Source organism: Janthinobacterium woesei (assembly GCF_051380875.1).
Taxonomy (GTDB): domain Bacteria; phylum Pseudomonadota; class Gammaproteobacteria; order Burkholderiales; family Burkholderiaceae_D; genus Janthinobacterium.
This window is the reverse complement of record NZ_JBNYXW010000004.1, coordinates 69,511-90,171: the sequence shown is the minus strand read 5'-3', so window position 1 is coordinate 90,171 and position 20,661 is coordinate 69,511. Positions and strand designations below refer to the sequence as shown.

Below are 20,661 nucleotides of genomic sequence, written 5' to 3'. Positions count from 1 at the left end.
TAAGACTCCTTGATAGCTGATTAATTCAAACAGCGGCGATTAGCCGTTGATCGAAACGATTTGGATTTCGGTAAAATTCTGGCGATGGCCTTGATGCTTTTGGTAATGCTTACGACGACGCATCTTGAAAATTTTGACCTTATCATGGCGACCATGCGCCACAACCGTAACCAGTACCGTTGCACCTTCGACCAATGGCGCACCAAATTTAATGGTGTCGCCCGCGCCTACTGCGAGAACTTGATCGATGGTGATTTCGGAACCAATGTCTGCCGGTATCTGTTCTACTTTAAGTTTTTCGCCAGCGACAACTTTGTATTGTTTGCCACCGGTTTTTATGACCGCGTACATGATTTGAAACCTCATCAAATGTTGAAAGAATTTGTCACCCTGCCACGTAAAGCAAGCCGTACACAACAGGGGGAACCTGCAATTATACATGGCCTGCGAAATGGCGTCAAAAACTATTCACAAAGCCCGATGATCGTGGTATGTCGACAACCTGGACACAATGTCAGGCTTGCGCACGGCGGACAGGACAACGCGCGCCAATGAGCAATCAATTGCTCTACAGCCATAGGCAAACGTCACGCGCACGCAAGCCATGTCGTATAATCGCGGCACCCACAATCTATTGCAGGTTCGCCTTGTCTGACGCTAACAAACACGTTAACCAAAACACCATCGTACAAACGATTGCCGCCGATATGGACGCAGTCAACACGGTGATCCGCCAAAAACTGCACTCCGATGTAATTCTGATCAACCAGATCGCTGAATATATCATCAGCGCAGGTGGTAAACGCATCCGCCCCGTGCTGATCTTGCTGGTGGCCAATGCCCACGCGTATCGCGGCACGGCGCACCATGAGCTCGCTGCGGTAGTTGAATTCATCCACACCGCCACCTTGCTGCACGATGACGTCGTCGATGAGTCGTCGATGCGCCGTGGACGCCAGACGGCCAATGCCCTGTTCGGCAATGCCGCCTCGGTGCTGGTGGGCGACTTCCTGCACTCGCGCTCGTTCCAGCTGATGGTGTCGCTGAATAATATGCGCGTCATGCAAATCCTGTCCGATGCCACCAATGTGATCGCCGAAGGCGAAGTGCTGCAGTTGCTCAATATGCACGATCCGGATGTATCGCAGGAAAGCTATCTGAACGTCATCCGCTCGAAAACGGCCAAGCTGTTTGAAGCCTCGGCGCAACTGGGCGCCCTGATCGCCGGCGCCAGCGAAGACGATATCGATGCGGCTGCCGAATACGGCCGTTCGCTGGGTACGGCCTTCCAGCTGATCGACGACGTGCTCGACTACGCAGGCGACGCCGCCGAAATCGGCAAGAATATTGGCGACGACTTGCGCGAAGGCAAACCAACCATGCCGCTGATCTGGCTGATGGAAAACGGTACGCCGGAACAGCGCGACCTGGTGCGCAGCTGCATCGAGCAGGGCGACGAGCAGCATTTCGATGCCATCCTGGCCGCCATCACCAGCAGTGGCGCCCTCGACTACACGCGCAAACAGGCAGAAATCGCTGGCCAGCGCGCCGCCAATGCCATTTCCGGCTGGCCGGACAGCGCCTACAAGCAATCCTTGCTGCAACTGTGTACGTTTGCCGTGGACCGCAATCACTGATCGCGGTTTGCATAGCACAACGGCGCCGATGGCGCCGTTTTTTACTGCCTGCAACTACTTTTTACTTAATTACTGACGGGTTATTACTTGCCCTCATGCTCCATGGCGGCGCCCGCCAATTCACGCACCCTCCAGCCGCTCGCTGTAGCGGCTGCCCAGGTAATCGCGGCGGTCGCGCACCAGCAGGGTGAATTTATACAACTCCTCCATGACGTCGACCAGGCGCGCGTAGTACGGCGAGGGTTTCATGCGCCCAGCATCGTCGAATTCCTGATAGGCCTTGGCTACCGAAAACTGATTCGGAATAGTCACCATCCGCATCCAGCGCCCCAGCACGCGCAGTCCATTGACGGCGTTGAACGATTGCGAGCCACCGGACACTTGCATCACGGCAAGCGTGCGCCCCTGCGTAGGACGCACGCTGCCCGTTTCCAGCGGCAGCCAGTCGATCTGCGATTTGAATACGCCCGTGACGGCGCCATGGCGCTCGGGACTACACCACACCTGCCCTTCCGACCACAGCGACAGGTCGCGCAGCTCCTGCACTTTCGGATGCTCGGGCGAGACGCTGTCAACCATGGGCAGGCCGTGCGGGTCAAATACGCGCGTCTCGGCGCCAAAGTGGCGCAGGATGCGTTCCGCTTCCAGGGTCAGCAGCTTGCTGTACGAACGTTCACGCAGCGAACCGTATAGCAGCAAGATGCGCCGCGCGTGCATCGACAGCGTCGGCGGCGCCAGCTTGTCCAGGCTGGGCAGGTCCAGGTGCGCGGCACTGATATTGGGCAAATCCTCCATCTCAGGGCACCGGCTTGCCATCGGCGCCCACCACGGCCTGGCCGTCTTCCTTGCTGAACGCCCCTTGCTGCGGCTGCGGCAGGATGTCCAGCACCTTTTCAGACGGCCGGCACAAGCGCACGCCCAGCTCCGTGACGACGATGGGGCGGTTGATCAGGATCGGATGGGCCTGCATGGCGTCCAGCAGGACCGCATCGCTCAGCTCGGCATTGGCCAGGCCCAGCTCTTCGTACAGGGCACCCTTGTCGCGCATGGCTGCGCGCACGGAGATACCCGCGCGGGAAATCAAGTCCACCAGTTCCTCGCGCGTGAAAGGATTCGCGACGTAATCGATGATGACCGGTTCCACGCCCGTGTTGCGGATCAGGGCCAGGGTATTGCGCGAGGTGCCGCACGCCGTGTTGTGATAGATCGTGATATGCGTGCTATGCGTGATGCTCATCCAATATTCTCCTTCGGTAATGTGGGTTCGCCAAGGCTGCCAATACAGCAAGGCGCACCGGCGCAGCAGTTCTCGGTCAAAAAGGCCAGCAACCCATTCATGCCCGCGTAATTGGCGGCGTAGATGATAGAGCGCCCCGCCTTGCTCGCCGTCACCAGATTGGCATGTGCCAATTCCTTCAGGTGAAACGACAGAGACGATGGCGCAATGGCCAGCGCTTCGGCGATTTTCGTGGCGGCCATGCCTTGCGGCCCCGTCTGCACCAGCAGGCGGAACACGGCCAGCCGCGATTCCTGCGCCAGCGCGGCCAGGGAGGCAATGGCGGCCGCGCTCGTCAACGGCGCCGCCTGCGTCATCACTGTGTGTTCATTTTCCATAATTCAATAATAATTGAATTATGGAATCAATGTCAGCCACCTGAATTTTTGCGTCAGGTTCTTACGTAACCCAGCGCACCGACCGGCATGGATAATCGGACTAGATTGAAGAAAAAATCATCGAGATTGGCTTCCCATGACACGCGCAACCCCGCTCAAAATCCTCGGCTGGAGCCTGGCCGCCGTACTCGTCATCCTCGTCACGCTTGTCATCCTTGTGCTGACCTTTGACTGGAACCGCGCGCGGCCCTACATCAATCGCACGGTGTCCGAAAGCACGGGACGCACCTTCGTCATCGCCGGTGACTTGCAGGTGCAATGGAAGCAAGGCTTGAAAACCGAGCCAGGCTGGCGCCGCTATGTGCCGCGCCCACTCATCAGCGCCCAGGACGTGCGCATGAGCAATCCCGACTGGGTCACGGCCGGTCCGCAACTGGCCAGCGCAAAGCGCATCGACGTGCTCATCCATCCCCTGCCCCTGCTGCAGCACCGCCTGGTACTGACGGACCTGGCACTCGATACACCAAACATCGCCCTGCAGCGGCGCGCCGATGGCAGCAATAGCTGGACCTTCAAAGACAATGGCCCCTCACAATGGGAGGTGGAAGTCCAGCGCATGGCCTTCGGCGACGGCGCCATCCGCTACCTCGACGAGGGCATCGCGCTGGACGTGCGCGCCAAGGTCAGCTCGACGGTGCCCGACGCCACGCCGGGCGACGCGCAAAGCAGCACCCCGGTGGAAAAATACGGCATCGCATTCACCCTGGGCGGCAGCTACCGCAAGGCGCCCGTGACGGGCGGCGGCAAGGCGGGCGCCGTGCTGTCATTAACCGGCGACAAGACGGTGTATCCCGTGCAGGCCCATGCCGTATTGGGCAAGAACAAGGCCGGCATAAGCGGCACCCTGACGGACCCGCGCTCACTGTCCGGCATCGATCTGCAGCTGAGCCTGGCCGGCGCCAGCATGGCCGACCTGTACCCGCTGACGGGCGTGCTGCTGCCGGAAACGCCGGAATACGCCACCAAGGGCCGGCTGCTGGGCAAGAAAGACGGCGCCATCTGGAACTGGACCTATCAAAACTTCAAGGGCAGCGTGGGCAAGAGCGACCTGGCCGGCACCTTGCAATATTTGCCGCGCCAGCCGCGTCCGCTGCTGCGCGGCGAAGTGACGTCGCAGCAATTACGTCTGGAAGACCTGGGCCCCACTATCGGGGCCGACAGCAACGCGCAAAAACAGGCGCGCGGCAAGGCACCCGTGCAGCCAGACAATAAAGCCTTGCCCGTGGAGCAGTTCAATACGGCCAAATGGGATGCACTCGATGCAGACGTGAAATTTACCGGCAAGAAACTGGTGCGCACGCACGATATTCCCCTGACCGACATCGTCGCCAATGTGCACATGAAGGATAAGGTGCTGAGCTTGACGCCGCTCAACTTCGGCATGGCCGGTGGCGACATCACCTCGAACATTACACTCGACGGGCGCCAGAAAACCATCGCCGCGCAAGCGAAGGTGGCGGCGCGCCATTTGAAGATACGCGAACTGTTTCCCAAGCTGCAATCGATGCAGGCCAGCTTCGGCGAAGTATATGGCGATGCAGCGCTGACGGGCCACGGCAATTCCATCTCGGCCATGCTGGCCAGCGCGAATGGCGAACTGGCGGCCACCGTCAGCGAAGGCTCCGTCAGCCAGTTCATGCTGGAACTGGCCGGCCTGAACCTGGCCAACGCCGTCTTCGTGAAAGTTTTCGGCGACAAGCAGGTGCACCTGAACTGCCTGGCCAGCGATTTCGCCGTCACGAACGGCCAAGCCAATGTGCGCCGTTTCGTGCTCGACACGGACACGGCCGTCGTGAATGTGACGGGCAACGTCAACCTGGCGCACGAGACTCTCGACCTGGACGTACGCCCGCGCACCAAGGGCGCCCGCATCATCTCGCTGCGCACGCCGCTGTATGCGAAAGGCACGTTCAAGGATCCGGACGTCGGCCCCTACAAGGGACCGCTGGCCCTGAAAGCAGGCGCCGCCGTCGCCCTGGCCGCCATCGTCACGCCGCTCGCAGCACTCTTGCCATTGATCAACGTCGACAAGGCGCCCGATACGGACTGCGCCGCCGTCATGGCACAAGCCACCGCCACGCGCAAGGCACCCACCTCGCCGGCGACGCACGCGCCAGCGAAAAAAGTCAGCGAAGCGGACATCAAGAAGGCGCAACAGCAAAAGAAATAAGCGTGCGCAGCCTTGATGCAAAGGCCGGTGCCTGGCATCCACACACCCCGGCCATTCTCTGCTCGTTGCCGGCTCCTTGCCGACTCCCTGCCTGCTCATTTCCCGGCGGCCTTGGAAAGTGCATTTTTACGTGGTCGTCCGGCCACAAGCATGCACGCGCAGGGCAGCAACATCCACGCCACTCCCGGCCAGTCTGCGACTCTTTCCCCATACACAGCAAGAGGCATACCTTTTAAGTATCGACTGGATACCCAATCGGTGTTGGACGTCACATGCGATGTTATCTACTCTCAAAATATCAGATAACAGCAAAGGTGATATCTTGCCGCACAGCATTAAACAGCGCCAGTCCTGCCTGCCGCCTTGCCAGGTGCAACAGGCCATCGCGCCAAGCACGGGCCTGCGCCTGCGCGACTGGTCGCTCTCGGCGGTCGCCGCCGGCTTCCTCGCCGTGCTCATCTCGTACGCGGGGCCGCTGGCGATTTTCTACCAGGCGGCGCAAGCGGGACAGATGTCGAACGCGATGTTTGCGTCGTGGGTATGGGGTATCTCCATCGGCGCCGCACTGTCAGGCATCGTCCTCAGCTGGACACTGCGCATCCCCGTCATCACGGCCTGGTCGGCGCCCGGCACCGCATTGCTCATCACCCTGTTCCCGGCCATGCCGATCCAGGAAGCAGTGGGGGCCTACATCACGGCGGCGGCCATCCTGCTGGCCATCGGCCTGTCCGGGCAATTCGACAAGCTGATGGCGGCCATTCCCAAGGGCGTGGCCAGCGGCATGATGGCGGGCATCCTGCTGCCCTTCGGCCTGAATGCCTTCAAGGCCATCGGCTCGCTGCCGGTGCTGAGCTGCGGCATGATCGCCGCCTACCTGGTGTTCAAGCGCCTGCTGCCACGTTATTGCATCGTGCTGCTGTTGCTCGCAGGCGCGCTGCTGGCCTGGGCCAGCGGACAAACACATTTTGAGGGCGTCAAACTCGAACTGGCGACTCCGCAGCTCATCATGCCAGCCTGGTCGTGGGCCAGCACCTTCAGCCTGGCGCTGCCACTGGTGCTGACGACCTTGACGGGACAATACCTGCCCGGGATGGCCGTCCTCAGGGGGGCCGGCTACCCAAACCAGGTACGCCCCATCCTTACGGCAAGCAGCGTCGCCTCGCTGGCCGTGGCTTGCGTCGGCGGCATCACCATCGCCATCGCCGCCATCACCGCCGCCATGTGCACGGGGCGCGACGCGCATGAAGATCCGGCGCGCCGCTACATCGCCGGCGTGGCCAATGGCCTGTTCTACCTGCTCGCGGGATTGTGCGGCGGTTCGCTGGTCATGCTGTTCGCCGCCCTGCCGCGCGAATTGGTAGCCACGCTGGCCGGCCTGGCCCTGCTGGGCGCCATTACCGTCAACCTCGTCGGCGTGGCAGCTGCCGACGATCACCGCGAGGCGGCCATCATCACCTTTTTGGCGACTGCTTCCGGCATGAGTTTCCTGGGCCTGGGTTCGGCCTTCTGGGGCATCCTCATCGGCATGCTTGCCTACTGGGTTCTGCATGGCAAACGACGGCAGGCCACGCCGCCCACCTGAGAATACCCCACACTATTTTTTCCCATGCCCGGACAGCCGTCCGGGTCGCACCCCAGCATCACGCCTACCTATAAAAATACGAAAGAGACCATCATCATGCGACAGATCGATGTACACGAATTATCCGACCGGGCACGCTTCAACCGCTTCCATGCCGGCGTGCTGCTGTGGTGCGCCATCATCATCATCTGCGACGGCTACGACCTTGCCGTGGCCGGCATCGCCCTACCTTCGATCATGAAGGACATGGGCGTGACGGCGCAAAACGCAGGCTTCATGATCAGTTCCGCGCTGTTTGGCATGATGTTCGGCGCCATCTTCATGGGCACCATCGCCGACCGCATCGGGCGGCGCAAGGCGATCGCCATCTGCATCGCGCTGTTCAGCATTTTCACGGCGGCGGCGGGCTTCACCCACGACCCCTACACCTTCAGCGCCATGCGCTTCCTGGCCGGCCTGGGCATCGGCGGCGTGATGCCCAACGTGGTGGCGCAGATGACCGAATACTCGCCAAAGAAAATCCGCGCCACCATGGTCACCCTGATGTTCAGCGGCTACGCCGTCGGCGGCATGCTTGCCGCTTTGCTGGGCAAGGGCTTGCTGGAAGCGTATGGCTGGTCATCCGTCTTCCTCGCTGCCGGCCTGCCCGTGGTACTGATACCCTTCATCTTGAAAAGCATGCCTGAATCGATGCCCTTCCTGATCCGCGAAAACCGCCTCGATGAACTCAAGCAGATCGTCGCGCGCATGGAACCGTCGTACCGCCCCGATGCGGGCGACCGCTTCGCCCTGCCCTCGCAAGACCGCGCAGAAGGCGCTCCCATCGGCAAGCTGTTCCAGGATGGCCGGGGCTTCAGCACGGCGATGTTCTGGATCGCCTTTTTCATGTGCCTGTTCATGGTCTACGCGCTCAGTTCCTGGCTCACCAAGCTGATGGCCGGCGCCGGCTACAGCCTGGGTTCCGCGCTGACATTCGTGCTGGTACTGAACTTCGGCGCGGTCATCGGCGCGGTGGGTGGCGGCTGGCTGGCCGACCGCTTCAACATTAAATACGTGCTGATCGGGATGTACGCGCTGGCGGCCGTCTCGATCACCCTGCTGGGTTTCAAGGTATCGACGGAAGTCCTGTTCCTGCTCGTTGGCCTGGCCGGCGCGTCAACCATCGGCACGCAAATCGTCACCTATGCCTATGCGGGCCAATTCTATCCGATGGCGATACGCTCGACCGGCATCGGCTGGGCTTCCGGTGTTGGCCGCAGCGGCGCCATCCTGGCACCAATCGCCATTGGCACCCTGGTTGGCATGGCGCTGCCGCTGGAGCAAAACTTCATGGCCATCGCCATTCCCGCCGTGATTGCTGTCATTGCCGTCTCGTTGATACGCCATGGCCGCTCCGCCTCCGCCTCCGCGCACGCCGCACCGGCGGTGCAGGGGCTGCCAAATGTGTCAAAAAACAACGCCGCAGCCGCCAAATAAACAGCACCCACAACACCACAACACGGAGGCAGGCATGAAAAAAACCACAGCCGGCGCGGCGCTCGTCGCGGCGGGATGCCTCTGCACGGGGGCACAGGCCCAGTAAGTCACGCTGTACGGCCCGCTCGACCTGGGCGTGGCCTACACGACGAACGCCAACGCGGCCGGCAGCACGCGTTCTAAGCGCGCTTTGACTGCCCCATGGGATGGTTACAGAACTTCCTTCACGTGGGGCAGCTTGCTGGCATCGTAAATTTCGTAAATCACGCTGAGCATATTGGCCAGCTCTTCCGAGCGGTCCATCAGCCGCACGCTGAAAATGATGGGCGAGACGGCTTGCCGGTCGTCGATGGAGCGGTACACGACATCATTGCGTTTCATGCCATGCAGGCTGTTGGGCACGATGGCGATGCCCTGGCCCGCGCCTACCAGGCCGATGGCGATCTGCAGCTCGCGCACCTCGATCACCTGTTCGGGCACCAGCATGCGGTCGCTGAAAATGGCCAGCACCTGGTCGGCAAAGCTGGGACGGGGCGCCTTCGGGTACACGATGAGCGGATCGTGCAGCAGGTCGTTCATTTTCAACGGTCCCTCCTGCGCCGCCAGGCGGTGGCCCATGGGCAGCGCCACGATCAGCGGCTCCTCGCGCAGCACGATGCGGCGAATCGCGGCATCTTCTTTTCTCAGCCGGCCGAAACCCACATCGATGCGCCCTTCCTTCAAGGCCGTCAACTGCTCCATGGTCGTCATCTCATGGAAACTGATCTCCACGGCCTGATAGCGTTCGCGGAAGCGCCGCACGATCTCGGGCAGCAGGCCGTACAGCGTGGACGCGACGAAGCCGATCGACAAGGTGCGGTCGATCTTGCCGACGCGCTGGGTCATGGTCTTCAGGTCGGCCGCCTTGGCCAGCAGCTCCTGCGCATGGGCATAAAAAAAGCGCCCCGCCTCGGTCAGGCGCAGGGGCCGCGAACCTTTTTCGATCAGCTGCACCCCCAGTTCCTCTTCCAGCTGCTGGATCTGGCGGCTCAGGGGTGGCTGCGCGATATGCAGACGCTCGGCCGCCCGCGTGAAATTTTTCTCTTCAGCAACAGCGACGAAGTAGCGTAAGTGACGTAGTTCCATATATACCTTCTAAGTATTGAAGCCATACCAAAACAGTGTTGGACGTGGGGTAAATTGGGGAATATCGTACATATACCTGCCCACATTATACAAATTAAATATGATACTCAGCATAGAAACCATTCTCGCCGACGTACCGACGATCCGGGCGCACAAGATGTCGGTGGCCACCATGAAGTCGCAGACCCTGGTGCTGGTGCGCGTGCGTTGCGCCGACGGCATCGAAGGCTGGGGCGAGGCCACCACCATCGGCGGCTTGAACTATGGCGAAGAGAGCCCCGAGAGCATCAAGACCAATATCGAGACGCATATCGCGCCGCTGCTGGTCGGCATGGACGCCAGTGCCGTGGCCAAGGCCATGGCGAAAGTACGCAAGACCATCCAGGGCAACCGCTTCGCCAAGTGCGCGATCGAGACGGCACTGCTCGATGCGCAAGGCCAACGCCTGGGCGTGCCCCTCAGCGAACTGCTGGGCGGCCGGGTGCGCGATGCGCTGCCTGTCGCCTGGACCCTGGCCAGCGGCGACACGGCGCAAGACATCGCCGAAGCGCAGCAGATGCTGGAACTGCGCCGCCACCGCATCTTCAAGCTGAAAATCGGTTCGCGCAGCGTGGCCGACGATGTCTCGCATGTGCTGGCCATCAAGCGCGCCCTGGGTGATGCGGCCAGCGTGCGGGTCGACGTCAACCAGGCCTGGAGCGAGCTCGAAGCGGTGCGCGGCATCTCTGCGCTGCAAGACGGCGGCGTGGACCTGATCGAACAGCCCGTGCGCGCCGACAACACGGCCGCTCTGGGGCGCCTGGCCGCACGCTTTGACGTCGCCATCATGGCCGATGAAGCGCTGCACGGCCCCATCGATGCATTCAGGCTGGCGCGCGCCAACAGCGCCGATGTCTACGCCGTGAAGATCACCCAGTCCGGCGGCCTGATTCCCGCCCAGCAGGTAGCCACCGTGGCGCAGCTGGCCGGCATCGGCCTGTATGGCGGCACCATGCTCGAAGGCAGCATCGGCACGGCTGCCAGCGCCCACCTGTGCGCCACCTTCGCCGACCTGTCGTGGGACACGGAATTGTTCGGCCCCTTGCTGCTGACCGAGGAAATCCTGCGCGAACCGCTGGTATACCGCGACTTCATGCTGCAAGTACCCACCGGTCCCGGCCTCGGGGTGCAGGTCGACACCGACAAACTGCGCCGCCTGGCGCGCCGTTAAACAAGGAGAAACCCATGTTATTTCACGTCAGAATGGATGTAAAAATACCACCAGGCATGCCGACCGAACAGGCCGACGTGCTGAAAAAAGAAGAAAAAGCATTAGCGCAGCGCCTGCAGGAAGAAGGCAAATGGCGCCACCTGTGGCGTATCGCCGGACAGTACGCCAACGTCAGCATCTTCGACGTTGCCGGCAACGAGGAGCTGCATGCGCTGCTGATGTCGCTGCCCTTGTATCCGTACATGCAGATCGAAGTGATGCCATTGTGCCGGCACCCGTCTTCGGTCCGCGCAAACGATCTTTAACGAGTAAATTTCATTCTCAACAGAGGAGACAAAAATGACACACAATGACATTGATACCCTGGTAAAAAGCTGGATCGTCGACGCCGCCATCCGCCCTGCCAATCCACGCGTGCAGGCGATTGTGCTGCGCCTCGTGACCGATCTGTGCAAAGCCATGGAAGACCTCGATATCCAGCCCGCCGAATTCTGGACCGGCCTCGATTTCCTGGCCAACGCGGGTGCCTCGCATGAATTGGGCCTGCTGGCGCCGGGACTGGGCCTGGAGCGCTTCATGGACATCCGCGCCGACGAAGCCGAAGCGAAGGCCGGCCTGAATGGCGGCACGCCGCGCACCATCGAAGGTCCGCTGTATGTCGCCGGCGCGCCAGAAAGCCAGGGCTTTGCCCGCCTCGACGACGGCAGCGAAAGCGCGCAGGCCGAAGTGCTGTTCATGCAGGGCACCGTCTACGACCAGCAGGGCAAGCCGCTGCCGGGCGCCAAGGTCGAAGTCTGGCATGCCAACCTGATGGGCAACTACTCCTTCTTCGACCAGAGCCAGTCGTCCTTCAATCTGCGCCGCACTATCTACGCCGACGCGCAGGGACGCTATCAGTTCCGCAGCATCATGCCCAAGGGCTACGGCTGCCCTCCGGGCGGCAGCACGCAGCGCCTGCTCGACCTGCTGGGCCGCCACGGCCAGCGCCCCGCCCACATTCACTTTTTCATCAGCGCCGACGGCCAGCGCCAGCTGACCACGCAGATCAATATCGACGGCGATGAATACCTGTGGGACGACTTCGCCTTTGCCAGCCGCGAAGGCCTGGTGCCGGCCGTGACGCAGGTCAGCGACGCCGCAGCAATCACCGCAAAAGACTTGCAGCAGCCGTTTGCCTCGATCGACTTCGACTTCCACCTGTACCCGGAAACCGCAGCCGCACCGACATCGCAAATCGAACGCAACCGCGCAGCAGCCTAAGCCTGAGAGATCACGCCATGATACCCATCCATCCATACCGGCCCGCCACCGGCGCGACTGCGCCTGATCTCGACGCCTTGCTGATCGAAGACCAGGCCACGGGCGACCATCGTTTGCACCGCAGCGTTTTCACCGATGAAGCCCTGTTCGAACTCGAGATGAAGCATATCTTCGAAGGCAACTGGATCTACCTGGCGCACGAAAGCCAGATCGCCAACAATAACGATTACTACACCACGCATATCGGCCGCCAGCCCGTCTTCATCGCGCGCAATCGCCAGGGCGAACTGAATGCCTTCATCAACGCCTGCAGCCATCGCGGCGCGCAGCTGTGCCGTCACAAGCGGGGCAACAAGGCCACCTACACCTGCTCCTTCCACGGCTGGACTTTCAATAACAGCGGCAAGCTGCTGAAGGTGAAGGACCCTGATAACGCGGGCAATCCGGAATGCTTCAACAAGGAAGGCTCGCACGACCTGAAAAAAGTCGCGCGCTTCGCCAACTACAAAGGCTTCCTGTTCGGCAGCCTGAATGACGACGTGGTGCCGCTCGAGGAATTCCTCGGCGAAGCCGGCAAGATCATCGACATGATCGTCAACCAGTCGCCAGACGGCCTGGAAGTGCTGCGCGGCGCCTCCACCTATACCTACGAAGGCAACTGGAAACTGCAGGCGGAAAATGGCGCGGACGGCTATCACGTCTCGGCCGTGCACTGGAACTATGCGGCCACCACCAACCGCCGCAAGGAACAACTGGCGCAGCGCGAAGACAAGATACGCGCCATGGACGCGGGCAACTGGGGCCGCCAGGGCGGTGGTTTCTATGCCTTCAAGCAGGGCCACGTGCTGCTGTGGACGCAATGGGCCAATCCGGAAGACCGTCCCAATTTCTCGCGCCATGCGGACTATGCGCGCCAGTTCGGCAAGCCGACGGCGGACTGGATGATCAGCCGCTCACGCAATCTGTGCCTGTATCCGAATGTGTATCTGATGGATCAGTTCGGTTCGCAAATCCGCTTGCTGCGCCCCATCTCCGTCGACAAGACCGAAGTGACGATCTACTGCATCGCGCCGAAAGGCGAATCGGACGAGGCACGCGCACAACGCATCCGCCAGTACGAAGACTTCTTCAATGTCAGCGGCATGGCCACGCCGGACGACCTGGAAGAATTCCGCGCCTGCCAGCAAGGCTATGCCGGCATCGCCATGCCATGGAACGACATGTCGCGCGGCGCAGCGCACTGGATCACCGGACCTGACGAAGCAGCCAAGGAAATCGGCCTGGAACCCGTGCTGAGCGGCGCGCGCACCGAGGATGAAGGACTGTACACGGTACAGCACCGCTACTGGCTCGACATCATGAAAAAAGCCCTCGCAGCAGAAGGAGAACAGCCATGATGCCCATCGCACCACACACGATCGCCAGCTTCCTGTATCGCGAAAGCCGCCTGCTGGACGACGAACAATGGGATGAATGGCTGGAATGCTATCACCCCGATGCGCAATTCTGGATGCCTGCCTGGGATGACGACGACACCCTGGTGACCGATCCGCAACGCGAGATTTCGCTGATCTTCTATCCGACCCGCCAGGGCCTGGAAGACCGCGTCTTCCGCATCAAGACGGAGCGTTCCAGCGCCACCATGCCGGACACGCGTACCAGCCACAATATCGCCAATATCGAACTGGAAAGCCAGGATGGCGCTATCTGCACGGTGCGCTTCAACTGGCATACGCTGAGCCACCGCTACAAACGCGACTACAGCTACTTCGGCATGTCGCGCTACGTCATCGATTTTTCCGGTGCGCAGCCGCTGATCCTGAACAAGTATATCGTCCTGAAGAACGACTATATCAACCAGGTCATCGACGTGTACCACATTTAACAAGCTTCACTGAGTAAGGAGACCGACGATGAGCCATAACATCGCCCTGCAATTCGAAGACGGGATTACCCGCTTCATTTCATGTAACGACAATGAAAAGCTGTCCGATGCGGCTTATCGTCAAAAAATCAATATCCCGCTCGATTGCCGCGACGGCGCCTGCGGCACCTGCCGCGGCCATTGCGAATCGGGTAGTTACGACATGCCGGAATCGGGCTATATCGAGGATGCGCTGACGCCTGAGGAAGCGGCGCAAGGCCATATCCTGGCTTGCCAGATGCGCCCCACATCCGATTGCGTGGTGAAGATACCCGCCACCTCGGCGGCCTGCAAGACGGCCGTCTCCAGCTGCGCCGGCACGGTGGCGGCAGTGCGGCATCTGTCGCCGTCGACGATCGCCTTCGCCATCGACCTGGCCGACCCCGCAGCGCTCGATTTCCTGCCGGGCCAGTATGTTAACGTAGCCATTCCCGGCACCACGCTGACGCGCTCGTACTCGTTCAGCTCCACGCCAGGGGCGGCGCAGGCGCAGTTCGTCGTGCGCAATGTGCCCGGCGGACGCATGAGCGGCTACCTGTCGGACACCGCCCAGCCGGGCGCAGCGGCCAGCTTCACGGGTCCCTTCGGCAGCTTTTACCTGCGTCCCGTGCAGCGCCCCTTGCTGCTGCTGGCCGGCGGCACGGGCATCGCGCCCTTCCTGTCCATGCTGGGTGCGCTGGCGGCGCACGGTTTCGCCCAGCCCGTGCGCATGGTATATGCCGTCACCAATGAGCACGACCTGGTGGAACTGGAGCAGCTCGAACGCATTGCCGCCACCCACCCGCAGTTTTCCTACGTCACCTGCGTGGCGGCCGCCGACAGCGCGCATGCGCGCAAGGGCTATGCGACAGCCCACGTGGAACCGACCTGGATGAACGGCGGCGATGTCGATGTCTACCTGTGCGGCCCCGTCGCCATGGTCGACGCCGTGCGCGGCTGGCTCAGCGAAACGGGCGTCACGCCCGCCAACTTCTACTACGAGAAATTCTCGGCAAGCAGCGGAGCATAAACAATGAACAATCGTCAACGATTCCATGACAAAGTCATGCTGGTCACCGGCGCGGCGCAAGGCATCGGCCGCGGCGTGGCCCTGGCCGCTGCGGCCGAGGGTGCGCAACTGGTGCTGGCCGACCGCGCCGACCTGGTCGAGCAGGTGGCTGCCGAGGCCGTCGCCCTGGGTGCACGGGTCAGCGTCTGCAAGGTCGACCTGGAGCGCTTTGCGGGCGCGCGCCAGCTGGTCGACTGCGCCCTGGCCGACTTCGGCCGCGTCGACATACTGGTCAATAATGTGGGCGGCACCATCTGGGCACAGCCATTCGAGGCTTATGAAGAAGAGCAGATCGAGGCAGAGATCCGCCGCTCACTGTTCCCCACGCTGTGGTGCTGCCGCGCCGTCCTGCCAGCCATGCTGGCACAGGGCCGCGGCGCCATCGTCAACGTCTCGTCGATTGCCACGCGCAGCATCTACCGCGTGCCCTATGCAGCAGCCAAGGGCGGCGTGAATGCCCTGACGGCGAGCCTGGCACTGGAACATGCGCAACACGGCATTCGCGTCAACGCTATCGCCACCGGCGGCACGGAAGCGCCGCCGCGCGCGATTCCCCGCAACGCCAAGCCCCTGAGCGAACAGGAACAGCACTGGTACCAGGGCATCGTCGACCAGACCATCGCCAGCAGCGCCATGCACCGTTATGGCAGCATCGCCGAACAAGTGGGCGCGATCCTGTTTCTCGCCTCGGATGAAGCGTCGTACATCACAGGCAGCGTGCTGCCCGTCGGTGGCGGCGACCAGGGATAAGGAAACGACATGCCTGTAGCAGATATCAACGGCAGCCAATGCCATTACCGTAGCGATGGCGACCCGCACCTGCCCTGCGTGGTGCTGTCGAACTCCCTCGGCACCGACCTCTCCATGTGGGATGCGCAGGCCGAAGCGCTGGCACCGCACTTCCACGTGCTGCGCTACGACACGCGCGGCCATGGCGCATCTGCCAGCCCACCCGGCCCCTACAGCATGCAGATATTGGGACAGGATGTAGTGGCTCTTCTCGACCATCTGCAGATCGCACAAGCGCATTTCTGCGGCCTGTCGATGGGCGGCGTGACGGGCCAATGGCTGGGCATCAATGCGCCGCAGCGCCTGCTCAAGCTGGTGCTGGCCAATACGGCGGGCAGAGTAGGTACACAGGAAGGATGGAGCAATCGCGCACAAGCCGTGCGCCAAGATGGGCTCGATGCCATCGCAGCGGGCGCCGCTGAACGCTGGTTCACCCCGGAATTCATCGCCGCACGTCCCGCCACCGTCGCCGCCATGCTGGGCAGGCTGCGCGACCAGAACGCTGAGGGCTACGCTGCATGCTGCGACGCCCTGGCCATCAGTGACCTGCGCGGCACCATCCACGTCATCGCCGCCCCCACCCTGATCATCGCCGGCAAGGACGATCCCGTCACCACGGTGGCCGATGCCATGCAGATGCAGCAAGCCATCTTCCATGCCGACGTTGCCACCATCGACGCATCGCACCTGTCGAACATCGAAGCGGAGCTGGCGTTTACAGGGTTGCTGCTGGACTTCCTGCGTGCCGGATAAGGAACCTCAGCGCATCACGGCACATCGACCAGCATTTCAGGACGCAGCGCGCGGATGCGCAATTCCGTGAAGTAGCCGCCCGCCTCGTTGTAGCGCAGGTAGTGGCGGCCGCAGTCCAGGCAGCGGGCCACCTGACTCAGGTTCGCGGGGTAGTAGCGCGGCGCGATAGGTGCATCCTCGCTGTCGTAGCGCGTGCCCTGCGGATGGTATTCGGCAAACGTCGGCTCCTCGTACGGGTCTTCGCGCAAGGCGCCCAGCTCCTCGAAGCGGTCCAGTTCCAGTGTAGTGGGCAAGCGCTGCCAGGCGGCCAGCGGCACGGTGCAGCAGCTGCATTTTTTCGCGATCCGGGCCGATGCGGCGGCCAGCGCGGACAAGGTGGGGAAATCAATAAATAACATGGTTCAGCCATTCAAGGGGCGGCCCGTGGCAACGAGCCTGGCCGCGCCCCTTATTCTAGCGCAGCAATACGCTGCGCATCCACGCCCTTCATCGCGCCATTGACCGCCACCGGCCATGCGCACCCAACGCCAGTTCCAGCAACATCAGCATGCAGCCGGAAATGAGCAGCAGCGGCATCAACGCGCACATGCATGCTGCCGTCAGCCAGGCCAGCGGCGATGGCGAACGCCAGGCGCCTGGCAGCAGCTTGGGTAAACCCAGGGTTCCCGCTGTACGCCGCTTGAAAAACATCACCCAGCCCGACACCAGCGAGAACAGCACGCTGGCACCGAACAGCAGCAGCAAGGCCTGGTTCCACCAGCCGAATTCGCCGCGGTGAAATGGAATACCGATGGCCGTCGCCTTGCCGAACGCCGTCTGCGCCTCCCAGCCCGCGTAGTACAGGGGCTTGCCGCTGTAGGCGTCAAATTGCAGGTCGAAGCGCAAGGTGGGCCGGCTGCGGTCGGCCATGGTGGCGCGCCATACATCGTCCTGGCTGGCCGGCGCCGTCAACTGCAGGGCAATGGCGGGCGCGTGGCGGCGCGCCACCTGCCACGCGCCTTGCCAATCGAGCGGTCCGCCATTCGCATCCTCGCTTGAATGCAGGCCGCGCGGCACGGGCGGTGGCGCCTGGCCGCTGATGTCGCGCAGCGTGCGGATACGTCCGCCCGCCTGCTGGCTCCAGGTCAGCCCCGTGGCCAGAATGACAATGCTGATCAAGCCCAGCGCCACGCCCAGGAAGGCATGCCACTGGCGCCAGCCATTGCGGCCCCGCACGCCCCGCTTCGGCCAGCCCGACTGGGCACCACGCGGCCACCACAACATCACGCCCGTCACCAGCATCACCATCAGCCAGCTGGCCGCCAGCTCGATCATCCAGCGCCAGCCATCGTTCTGCAGCAGGCGCGAATGCAGTTTCTTGGCCCAGTTGCCAAAACGCTCGCCGCTGGCCAGGGTGCCCAGCGCGCGCGCATCGTAGGGATTCACATACACGACAATGGCTTGCGCAGGCAGGCCGAATACCGGCCTTGCTTTAACGGGCATGCCATGACCAGCATGTTTATCGGCCGCACCGCCGGGCGGCGCAAACGCCACCTGCACCGCGTCGTTCGCCTGGAACGGCGGCACCACGTTCTGCACGGCCCAGCCACGCGGTGCCGCCTTTTCCGCGGCGGCTACCGCGGCGTCCAGCGGCAGCATGGCGCGCTGCGGTGCCACGTGATCGAGGTGGCCATACAGCGCCGTTTCGATCTGCGGCGTGAATATGTACAGGATGCCCGTCAGCGTGGCCAGCAAGGCGAATGGCGTAGCGATCAGCGCGGCCCAGAAGTGGATACGCCAGTACAGGCTTTTACGGCGCGCGATGAGAAAAGTCATATCGTCCATGGCGCGCTCACAGTGCGTTGCAGGTATAGGACAGGCCCAGCATCACACTGCGCGGCGCGCCGGGCGTGTACTGGTTCTGGGTATTGGCCGCGTAGCTGCCCACGCCAGAATAGCTGCTGCTGGCCGAATCGGCATAGCGTTTGTCGGCCAGGTTGCGCACCTGTGCCCACGCTTCCAGACCGCGCGCCAGTTGATAGCTGGCGCGCAGATTGAGCAAGGCGTGGCCGCCATATTCCACCGTGTTGGCATTGTTCATCCAGTAACGGCCCTGGTGCACCGCCTCAAACGCCACGCGCGCGCCAGCTACGGGACGGTAGCCGATCTCGAACGAGGTGATATCGCGCGGCGCCTGCGGCATGTCGCGCCCGCTGTAGTCGAGGCTGGAGGAGACCTGGTAGCGCAGGTAGCGGTGGCGCGCGATGGCCGTGGCGAAGCGCGCATCGAACGGCCCGCTATCGTAGTTCAGGCCAAACTCCAGCCCCTGGCTGCGCGTGCGGCCCGCATTGCGGTTTTCGCTGTTACCCGGCGAAACCGTATAGCTGACGATGGTGTCGCGCCCGTCGAGCCGGTACACGGCCGTATCAAGCTTCAAACGGCCCTGCAGAAAGGCCCAGCGCAAGCCCAGCTCATAATTGTTGTACACGGATGGCTGCAGGTCGGCGATGCCCGTCTTGCCATATAGTTGGCTCACTTCGGGCGGTGTGAAGCCCTGGCTCACGTTCGCGTACACGCTCCCCGCGCGCCCTAAAGCATGCGTAGCGCCCAGCTTCGGGCTGACGTGTGAAAAGCTGCGCGACTCGTCCGGAGCGCCGTAGTTGACGCTGCCGCCCGGCGCCAGCTTGTTGTGATAATCGTAGCGAATGGCGTCCGAACGGCCGCCCATCACCACGCGCGTGCCCGCCAGCGGCGTGAGTTCCCACTGCGCGAAGACGGCCGTGTTGAGAATATCCGTCTGGTAGTCGCGCACGCCCAGCGGGTTACTGGCATTGGCCAGGGTGTAGCGCAGATATCTGCCGGTGGCGGCATCGCGCACGATGGACAGGTTGTCGCTGACGAAGAGATTGTCGCTCTTGTCCACATACACGCCGGCGATCAGGCGCGCATCCATCCAGGCGAAATTGTGCTGGTGCTTGACGTCCAGGCCCAGCGAATCGACGTGGTTGTTGTTGCTGACGCCCTTGCACAGCATGCCCGCGCAACTGCCGATGGAATAGGCAGGAATTTGCCCATGGTCGTTCTTGCGCGTGAAGACGGTGACGGTGCTCGTGCCGTTGGCTGTTGTCGCCCCCTCCCACGCCACATTCATGCGCGTGGTCTTGTCCTTGCGGTAGGTGAAGGTGTTCAGGCTCTTGCCAGGATCATTTCGATAATCGTTTTCAAACAGGCTGCCCGTCATGGCCGCATCGAGATCCGTGTGCACGAGGGTGGCGCGCAGCTGCGAGGTGGGATTGAGCGCATAGTCGGCGCGCAGCGAGAACGAATCCTTGTCGCCATAGCTGTACTCTTGCCAGTTGTCGCGCGCACGGCGCGAACTGTAATGGGAAAAACGCAATCCCAGCGGTCCCCAGGTATCGCTGGCAGTGGTGTCGTAACGGGTGAAGCCTGCCACGTTGTCGCGCCGCAGGCCCACCTTGGCCATTGGTGCCGTACTGGCGCTGGCCGTGAGGAAATTGACAGCGCCGCCCACGGCATTGCTGCCGTACAGCGAGGAAGCAGCGCCCTTCACTACTTCCACCGCGCTGGCGCCCGCCATATTCATCTCGTTGAGCGCGTTGTGGTTGAACACGCCCAGCGGGCGGATGGGAATGCCGTCTTCCAGGTACTGATAGACGGCATTCGTGCCTATGGGCTGGCGGATGCTCATGCTGTGCTGCTCGTTGCCCAGGTCATTCCAGTACACGCCGGCGATGCGGTTGAGGATATCGCCCATGGTCTTGGGTTTGTCGCGTTCCAGTGTCTTGGCATTGACGACGCCGATCGCCTGTGGCGTCTCGGACAGCCACGATTGCGCGCGCGAGCCGGAGACGACGACGGTGTCGATTTCGTGGTCGGATTGCTGCGCCTGCGCGCAAGGGAAAGCCAAAGTGATGGCCGCAGCGATGCACGGCGCCAGGTGCCGGGCTTGAAATTGTTCGTTCATGTGATTCTCGGCTAAGTAAGTGTACGGATGCGACGCGTCATGCCAGAAG

Annotated in this window: 20 protein-coding genes; 12 read left to right on the top strand and 8 right to left on the bottom strand. The window is 62.3% G+C overall.

Annotation, left to right across the window (positions count from 1 at the left end; translation table 11 throughout):
- Nucleotides 1-39: 39 nt before the first annotated feature.
- Entirely contained in the window at nucleotides 40-351 is a 312-nt protein-coding gene (rplU, locus tag ACQ4W6_RS05235) for a 50S ribosomal protein L21 (protein ID WP_038500602.1), read from the bottom strand.
- 200 nt (nucleotides 352-551) lie between these two features.
- On the opposite strand from rplU, the gene ispB reads away from it, so the two are divergent.
- Nucleotides 552-1,637, top strand: a complete 1,086-nt coding sequence (gene ispB, locus ACQ4W6_RS05230; protein WP_436566126.1) for an octaprenyl diphosphate synthase — start codon at nucleotides 552-554, stop codon at nucleotides 1,635-1,637.
- Nucleotides 1,638-1,757: 120 nt separating this feature from the next.
- Here ispB and arsH read toward each other — a convergent pair whose 3' ends face one another.
- Genes arsH through ACQ4W6_RS05215 form a run of 3 tightly spaced genes read right to left on the bottom strand, consistent with a single transcriptional unit; the run spans nucleotide 1,758 to nucleotide 3,251 of the window.
- Nucleotides 1,758-2,432: an arsenical resistance protein ArsH gene (arsH, locus tag ACQ4W6_RS05225; RefSeq protein ID WP_436566125.1), complete on the bottom strand. Its 675-nt coding sequence runs from the start codon at nucleotides 2,430-2,432 to the stop codon at nucleotides 1,758-1,760.
- A gap of 1 nt (nucleotide 2,433) precedes the next feature.
- Nucleotides 2,434-2,874 (bottom strand): arsenate reductase (glutaredoxin), encoded by a 441-nt coding sequence (gene arsC / locus ACQ4W6_RS05220; RefSeq protein ID WP_436566124.1) that lies wholly within the window; start codon nucleotides 2,872-2,874, stop codon nucleotides 2,434-2,436.
- The gene (locus ACQ4W6_RS05215) at nucleotides 2,871-3,251 is read right to left on the bottom strand and encodes an ArsR/SmtB family transcription factor (protein WP_436566123.1); all 381 of its coding nucleotides are present in this window, start codon (nucleotides 3,249-3,251) and stop codon (nucleotides 2,871-2,873) included. Before ACQ4W6_RS05215 ends, arsC begins: the two co-directional genes overlap by 4 nt.
- Before the next feature lie 136 nt (nucleotides 3,252-3,387).
- Between ACQ4W6_RS05215 and ACQ4W6_RS05210 the strand changes: the two genes are divergently transcribed.
- From ACQ4W6_RS05210 to ACQ4W6_RS05200, 3 genes are all read left to right on the top strand, one after another.
- Nucleotides 3,388-5,481, top strand: a complete 2,094-nt coding sequence (locus ACQ4W6_RS05210) for an AsmA family protein (RefSeq protein ID WP_436566122.1) — start codon at nucleotides 3,388-3,390, stop codon at nucleotides 5,479-5,481.
- A gap of 370 nt (nucleotides 5,482-5,851) precedes the next feature.
- Nucleotides 5,852-7,063 carry a benzoate/H(+) symporter BenE family transporter gene (locus ACQ4W6_RS05205; protein WP_436566310.1) on the top strand — a complete coding sequence of 404 codons (1,212 nt, stop codon included), beginning with the start codon at nucleotides 5,852-5,854 and terminating at the stop codon, nucleotides 7,061-7,063.
- A gap of 96 nt (nucleotides 7,064-7,159) precedes the next feature.
- The gene (locus tag ACQ4W6_RS05200; RefSeq protein WP_436566121.1) at nucleotides 7,160-8,539 is read left to right on the top strand and encodes an MFS transporter; all 1,380 of its coding nucleotides are present in this window, start codon (nucleotides 7,160-7,162) and stop codon (nucleotides 8,537-8,539) included.
- A gap of 210 nt (nucleotides 8,540-8,749) precedes the next feature.
- Here the strand turns inward: ACQ4W6_RS05200 and ACQ4W6_RS05195 are convergent, their stop codons facing one another.
- Nucleotides 8,750-9,664 (bottom strand): LysR family transcriptional regulator, encoded by a 915-nt coding sequence (locus ACQ4W6_RS05195; RefSeq protein WP_436566120.1) that lies wholly within the window; start codon nucleotides 9,662-9,664, stop codon nucleotides 8,750-8,752.
- A 100-nt stretch (nucleotides 9,665-9,764) separates the two neighbouring features.
- Here ACQ4W6_RS05195 and ACQ4W6_RS05190 point away from each other — a divergent pair, with 100 nt between their 5' ends.
- The 8 genes from ACQ4W6_RS05190 to pcaD are packed head-to-tail and all read left to right on the top strand — an operon-like array spanning nucleotide 9,765 to nucleotide 16,648.
- Nucleotides 9,765-10,874, top strand: coding sequence for a muconate/chloromuconate family cycloisomerase (locus ACQ4W6_RS05190; protein WP_436566119.1), 1,110 nt, complete (start codon nucleotides 9,765-9,767; stop codon nucleotides 10,872-10,874).
- Between the two features lie 14 nt (nucleotides 10,875-10,888).
- A complete protein-coding gene (catC, locus tag ACQ4W6_RS05185) occupies nucleotides 10,889-11,179 on the top strand; it encodes a muconolactone Delta-isomerase (RefSeq protein WP_436566118.1) in 291 nt (96 codons plus the stop codon).
- 34 nt (nucleotides 11,180-11,213) lie between these two features.
- Complete coding sequence (catA, locus tag ACQ4W6_RS05180) at nucleotides 11,214-12,134, top strand: catechol 1,2-dioxygenase (RefSeq protein WP_436566117.1); 921 nt, start codon at nucleotides 11,214-11,216, stop codon at nucleotides 12,132-12,134.
- Nucleotides 12,135-12,151: 17 nt separating this feature from the next.
- A complete protein-coding gene (benA, locus tag ACQ4W6_RS05175) occupies nucleotides 12,152-13,531 on the top strand; it encodes a benzoate 1,2-dioxygenase large subunit (protein ID WP_436566116.1) in 1,380 nt (459 codons plus the stop codon).
- Complete coding sequence (gene benB / locus ACQ4W6_RS05170; RefSeq protein WP_436566115.1) at nucleotides 13,528-14,019, top strand: benzoate 1,2-dioxygenase small subunit; 492 nt, start codon at nucleotides 13,528-13,530, stop codon at nucleotides 14,017-14,019. Before benA ends, benB begins: the two co-directional genes overlap by 4 nt.
- Before the next feature lie 28 nt (nucleotides 14,020-14,047).
- Nucleotides 14,048-15,067, top strand: a complete 1,020-nt coding sequence (gene benC, locus ACQ4W6_RS05165) for a benzoate 1,2-dioxygenase electron transfer component BenC (protein ID WP_436566114.1) — start codon at nucleotides 14,048-14,050, stop codon at nucleotides 15,065-15,067.
- A gap of 3 nt (nucleotides 15,068-15,070) precedes the next feature.
- Nucleotides 15,071-15,856, top strand: coding sequence for a 1,6-dihydroxycyclohexa-2,4-diene-1-carboxylate dehydrogenase (locus ACQ4W6_RS05160; RefSeq protein WP_436566113.1), 786 nt, complete (start codon nucleotides 15,071-15,073; stop codon nucleotides 15,854-15,856).
- 9 nt (nucleotides 15,857-15,865) lie between these two features.
- The gene (gene pcaD / locus ACQ4W6_RS05155) at nucleotides 15,866-16,648 is read left to right on the top strand and encodes a 3-oxoadipate enol-lactonase (protein ID WP_436566112.1); all 783 of its coding nucleotides are present in this window, start codon (nucleotides 15,866-15,868) and stop codon (nucleotides 16,646-16,648) included.
- A gap of 14 nt (nucleotides 16,649-16,662) precedes the next feature.
- Here pcaD and ACQ4W6_RS05150 read toward each other — a convergent pair whose 3' ends face one another.
- From ACQ4W6_RS05150 to ACQ4W6_RS05140, 3 genes are all read right to left on the bottom strand, one after another.
- The gene (locus ACQ4W6_RS05150) at nucleotides 16,663-17,046 is read right to left on the bottom strand and encodes a hypothetical protein (RefSeq protein WP_436566111.1); all 384 of its coding nucleotides are present in this window, start codon (nucleotides 17,044-17,046) and stop codon (nucleotides 16,663-16,665) included.
- An 88-nt stretch (nucleotides 17,047-17,134) separates the two neighbouring features.
- Nucleotides 17,135-18,463 (bottom strand): PepSY-associated TM helix domain-containing protein, encoded by a 1,329-nt coding sequence (locus ACQ4W6_RS05145; RefSeq protein WP_436566110.1) that lies wholly within the window; start codon nucleotides 18,461-18,463, stop codon nucleotides 17,135-17,137.
- Between the two features lie 16 nt (nucleotides 18,464-18,479).
- A complete protein-coding gene (locus ACQ4W6_RS05140; protein ID WP_436566109.1) occupies nucleotides 18,480-20,612 on the bottom strand; it encodes a TonB-dependent receptor family protein in 2,133 nt (710 codons plus the stop codon).
- Nucleotides 20,613-20,661 lie beyond the last annotated feature (49 nt).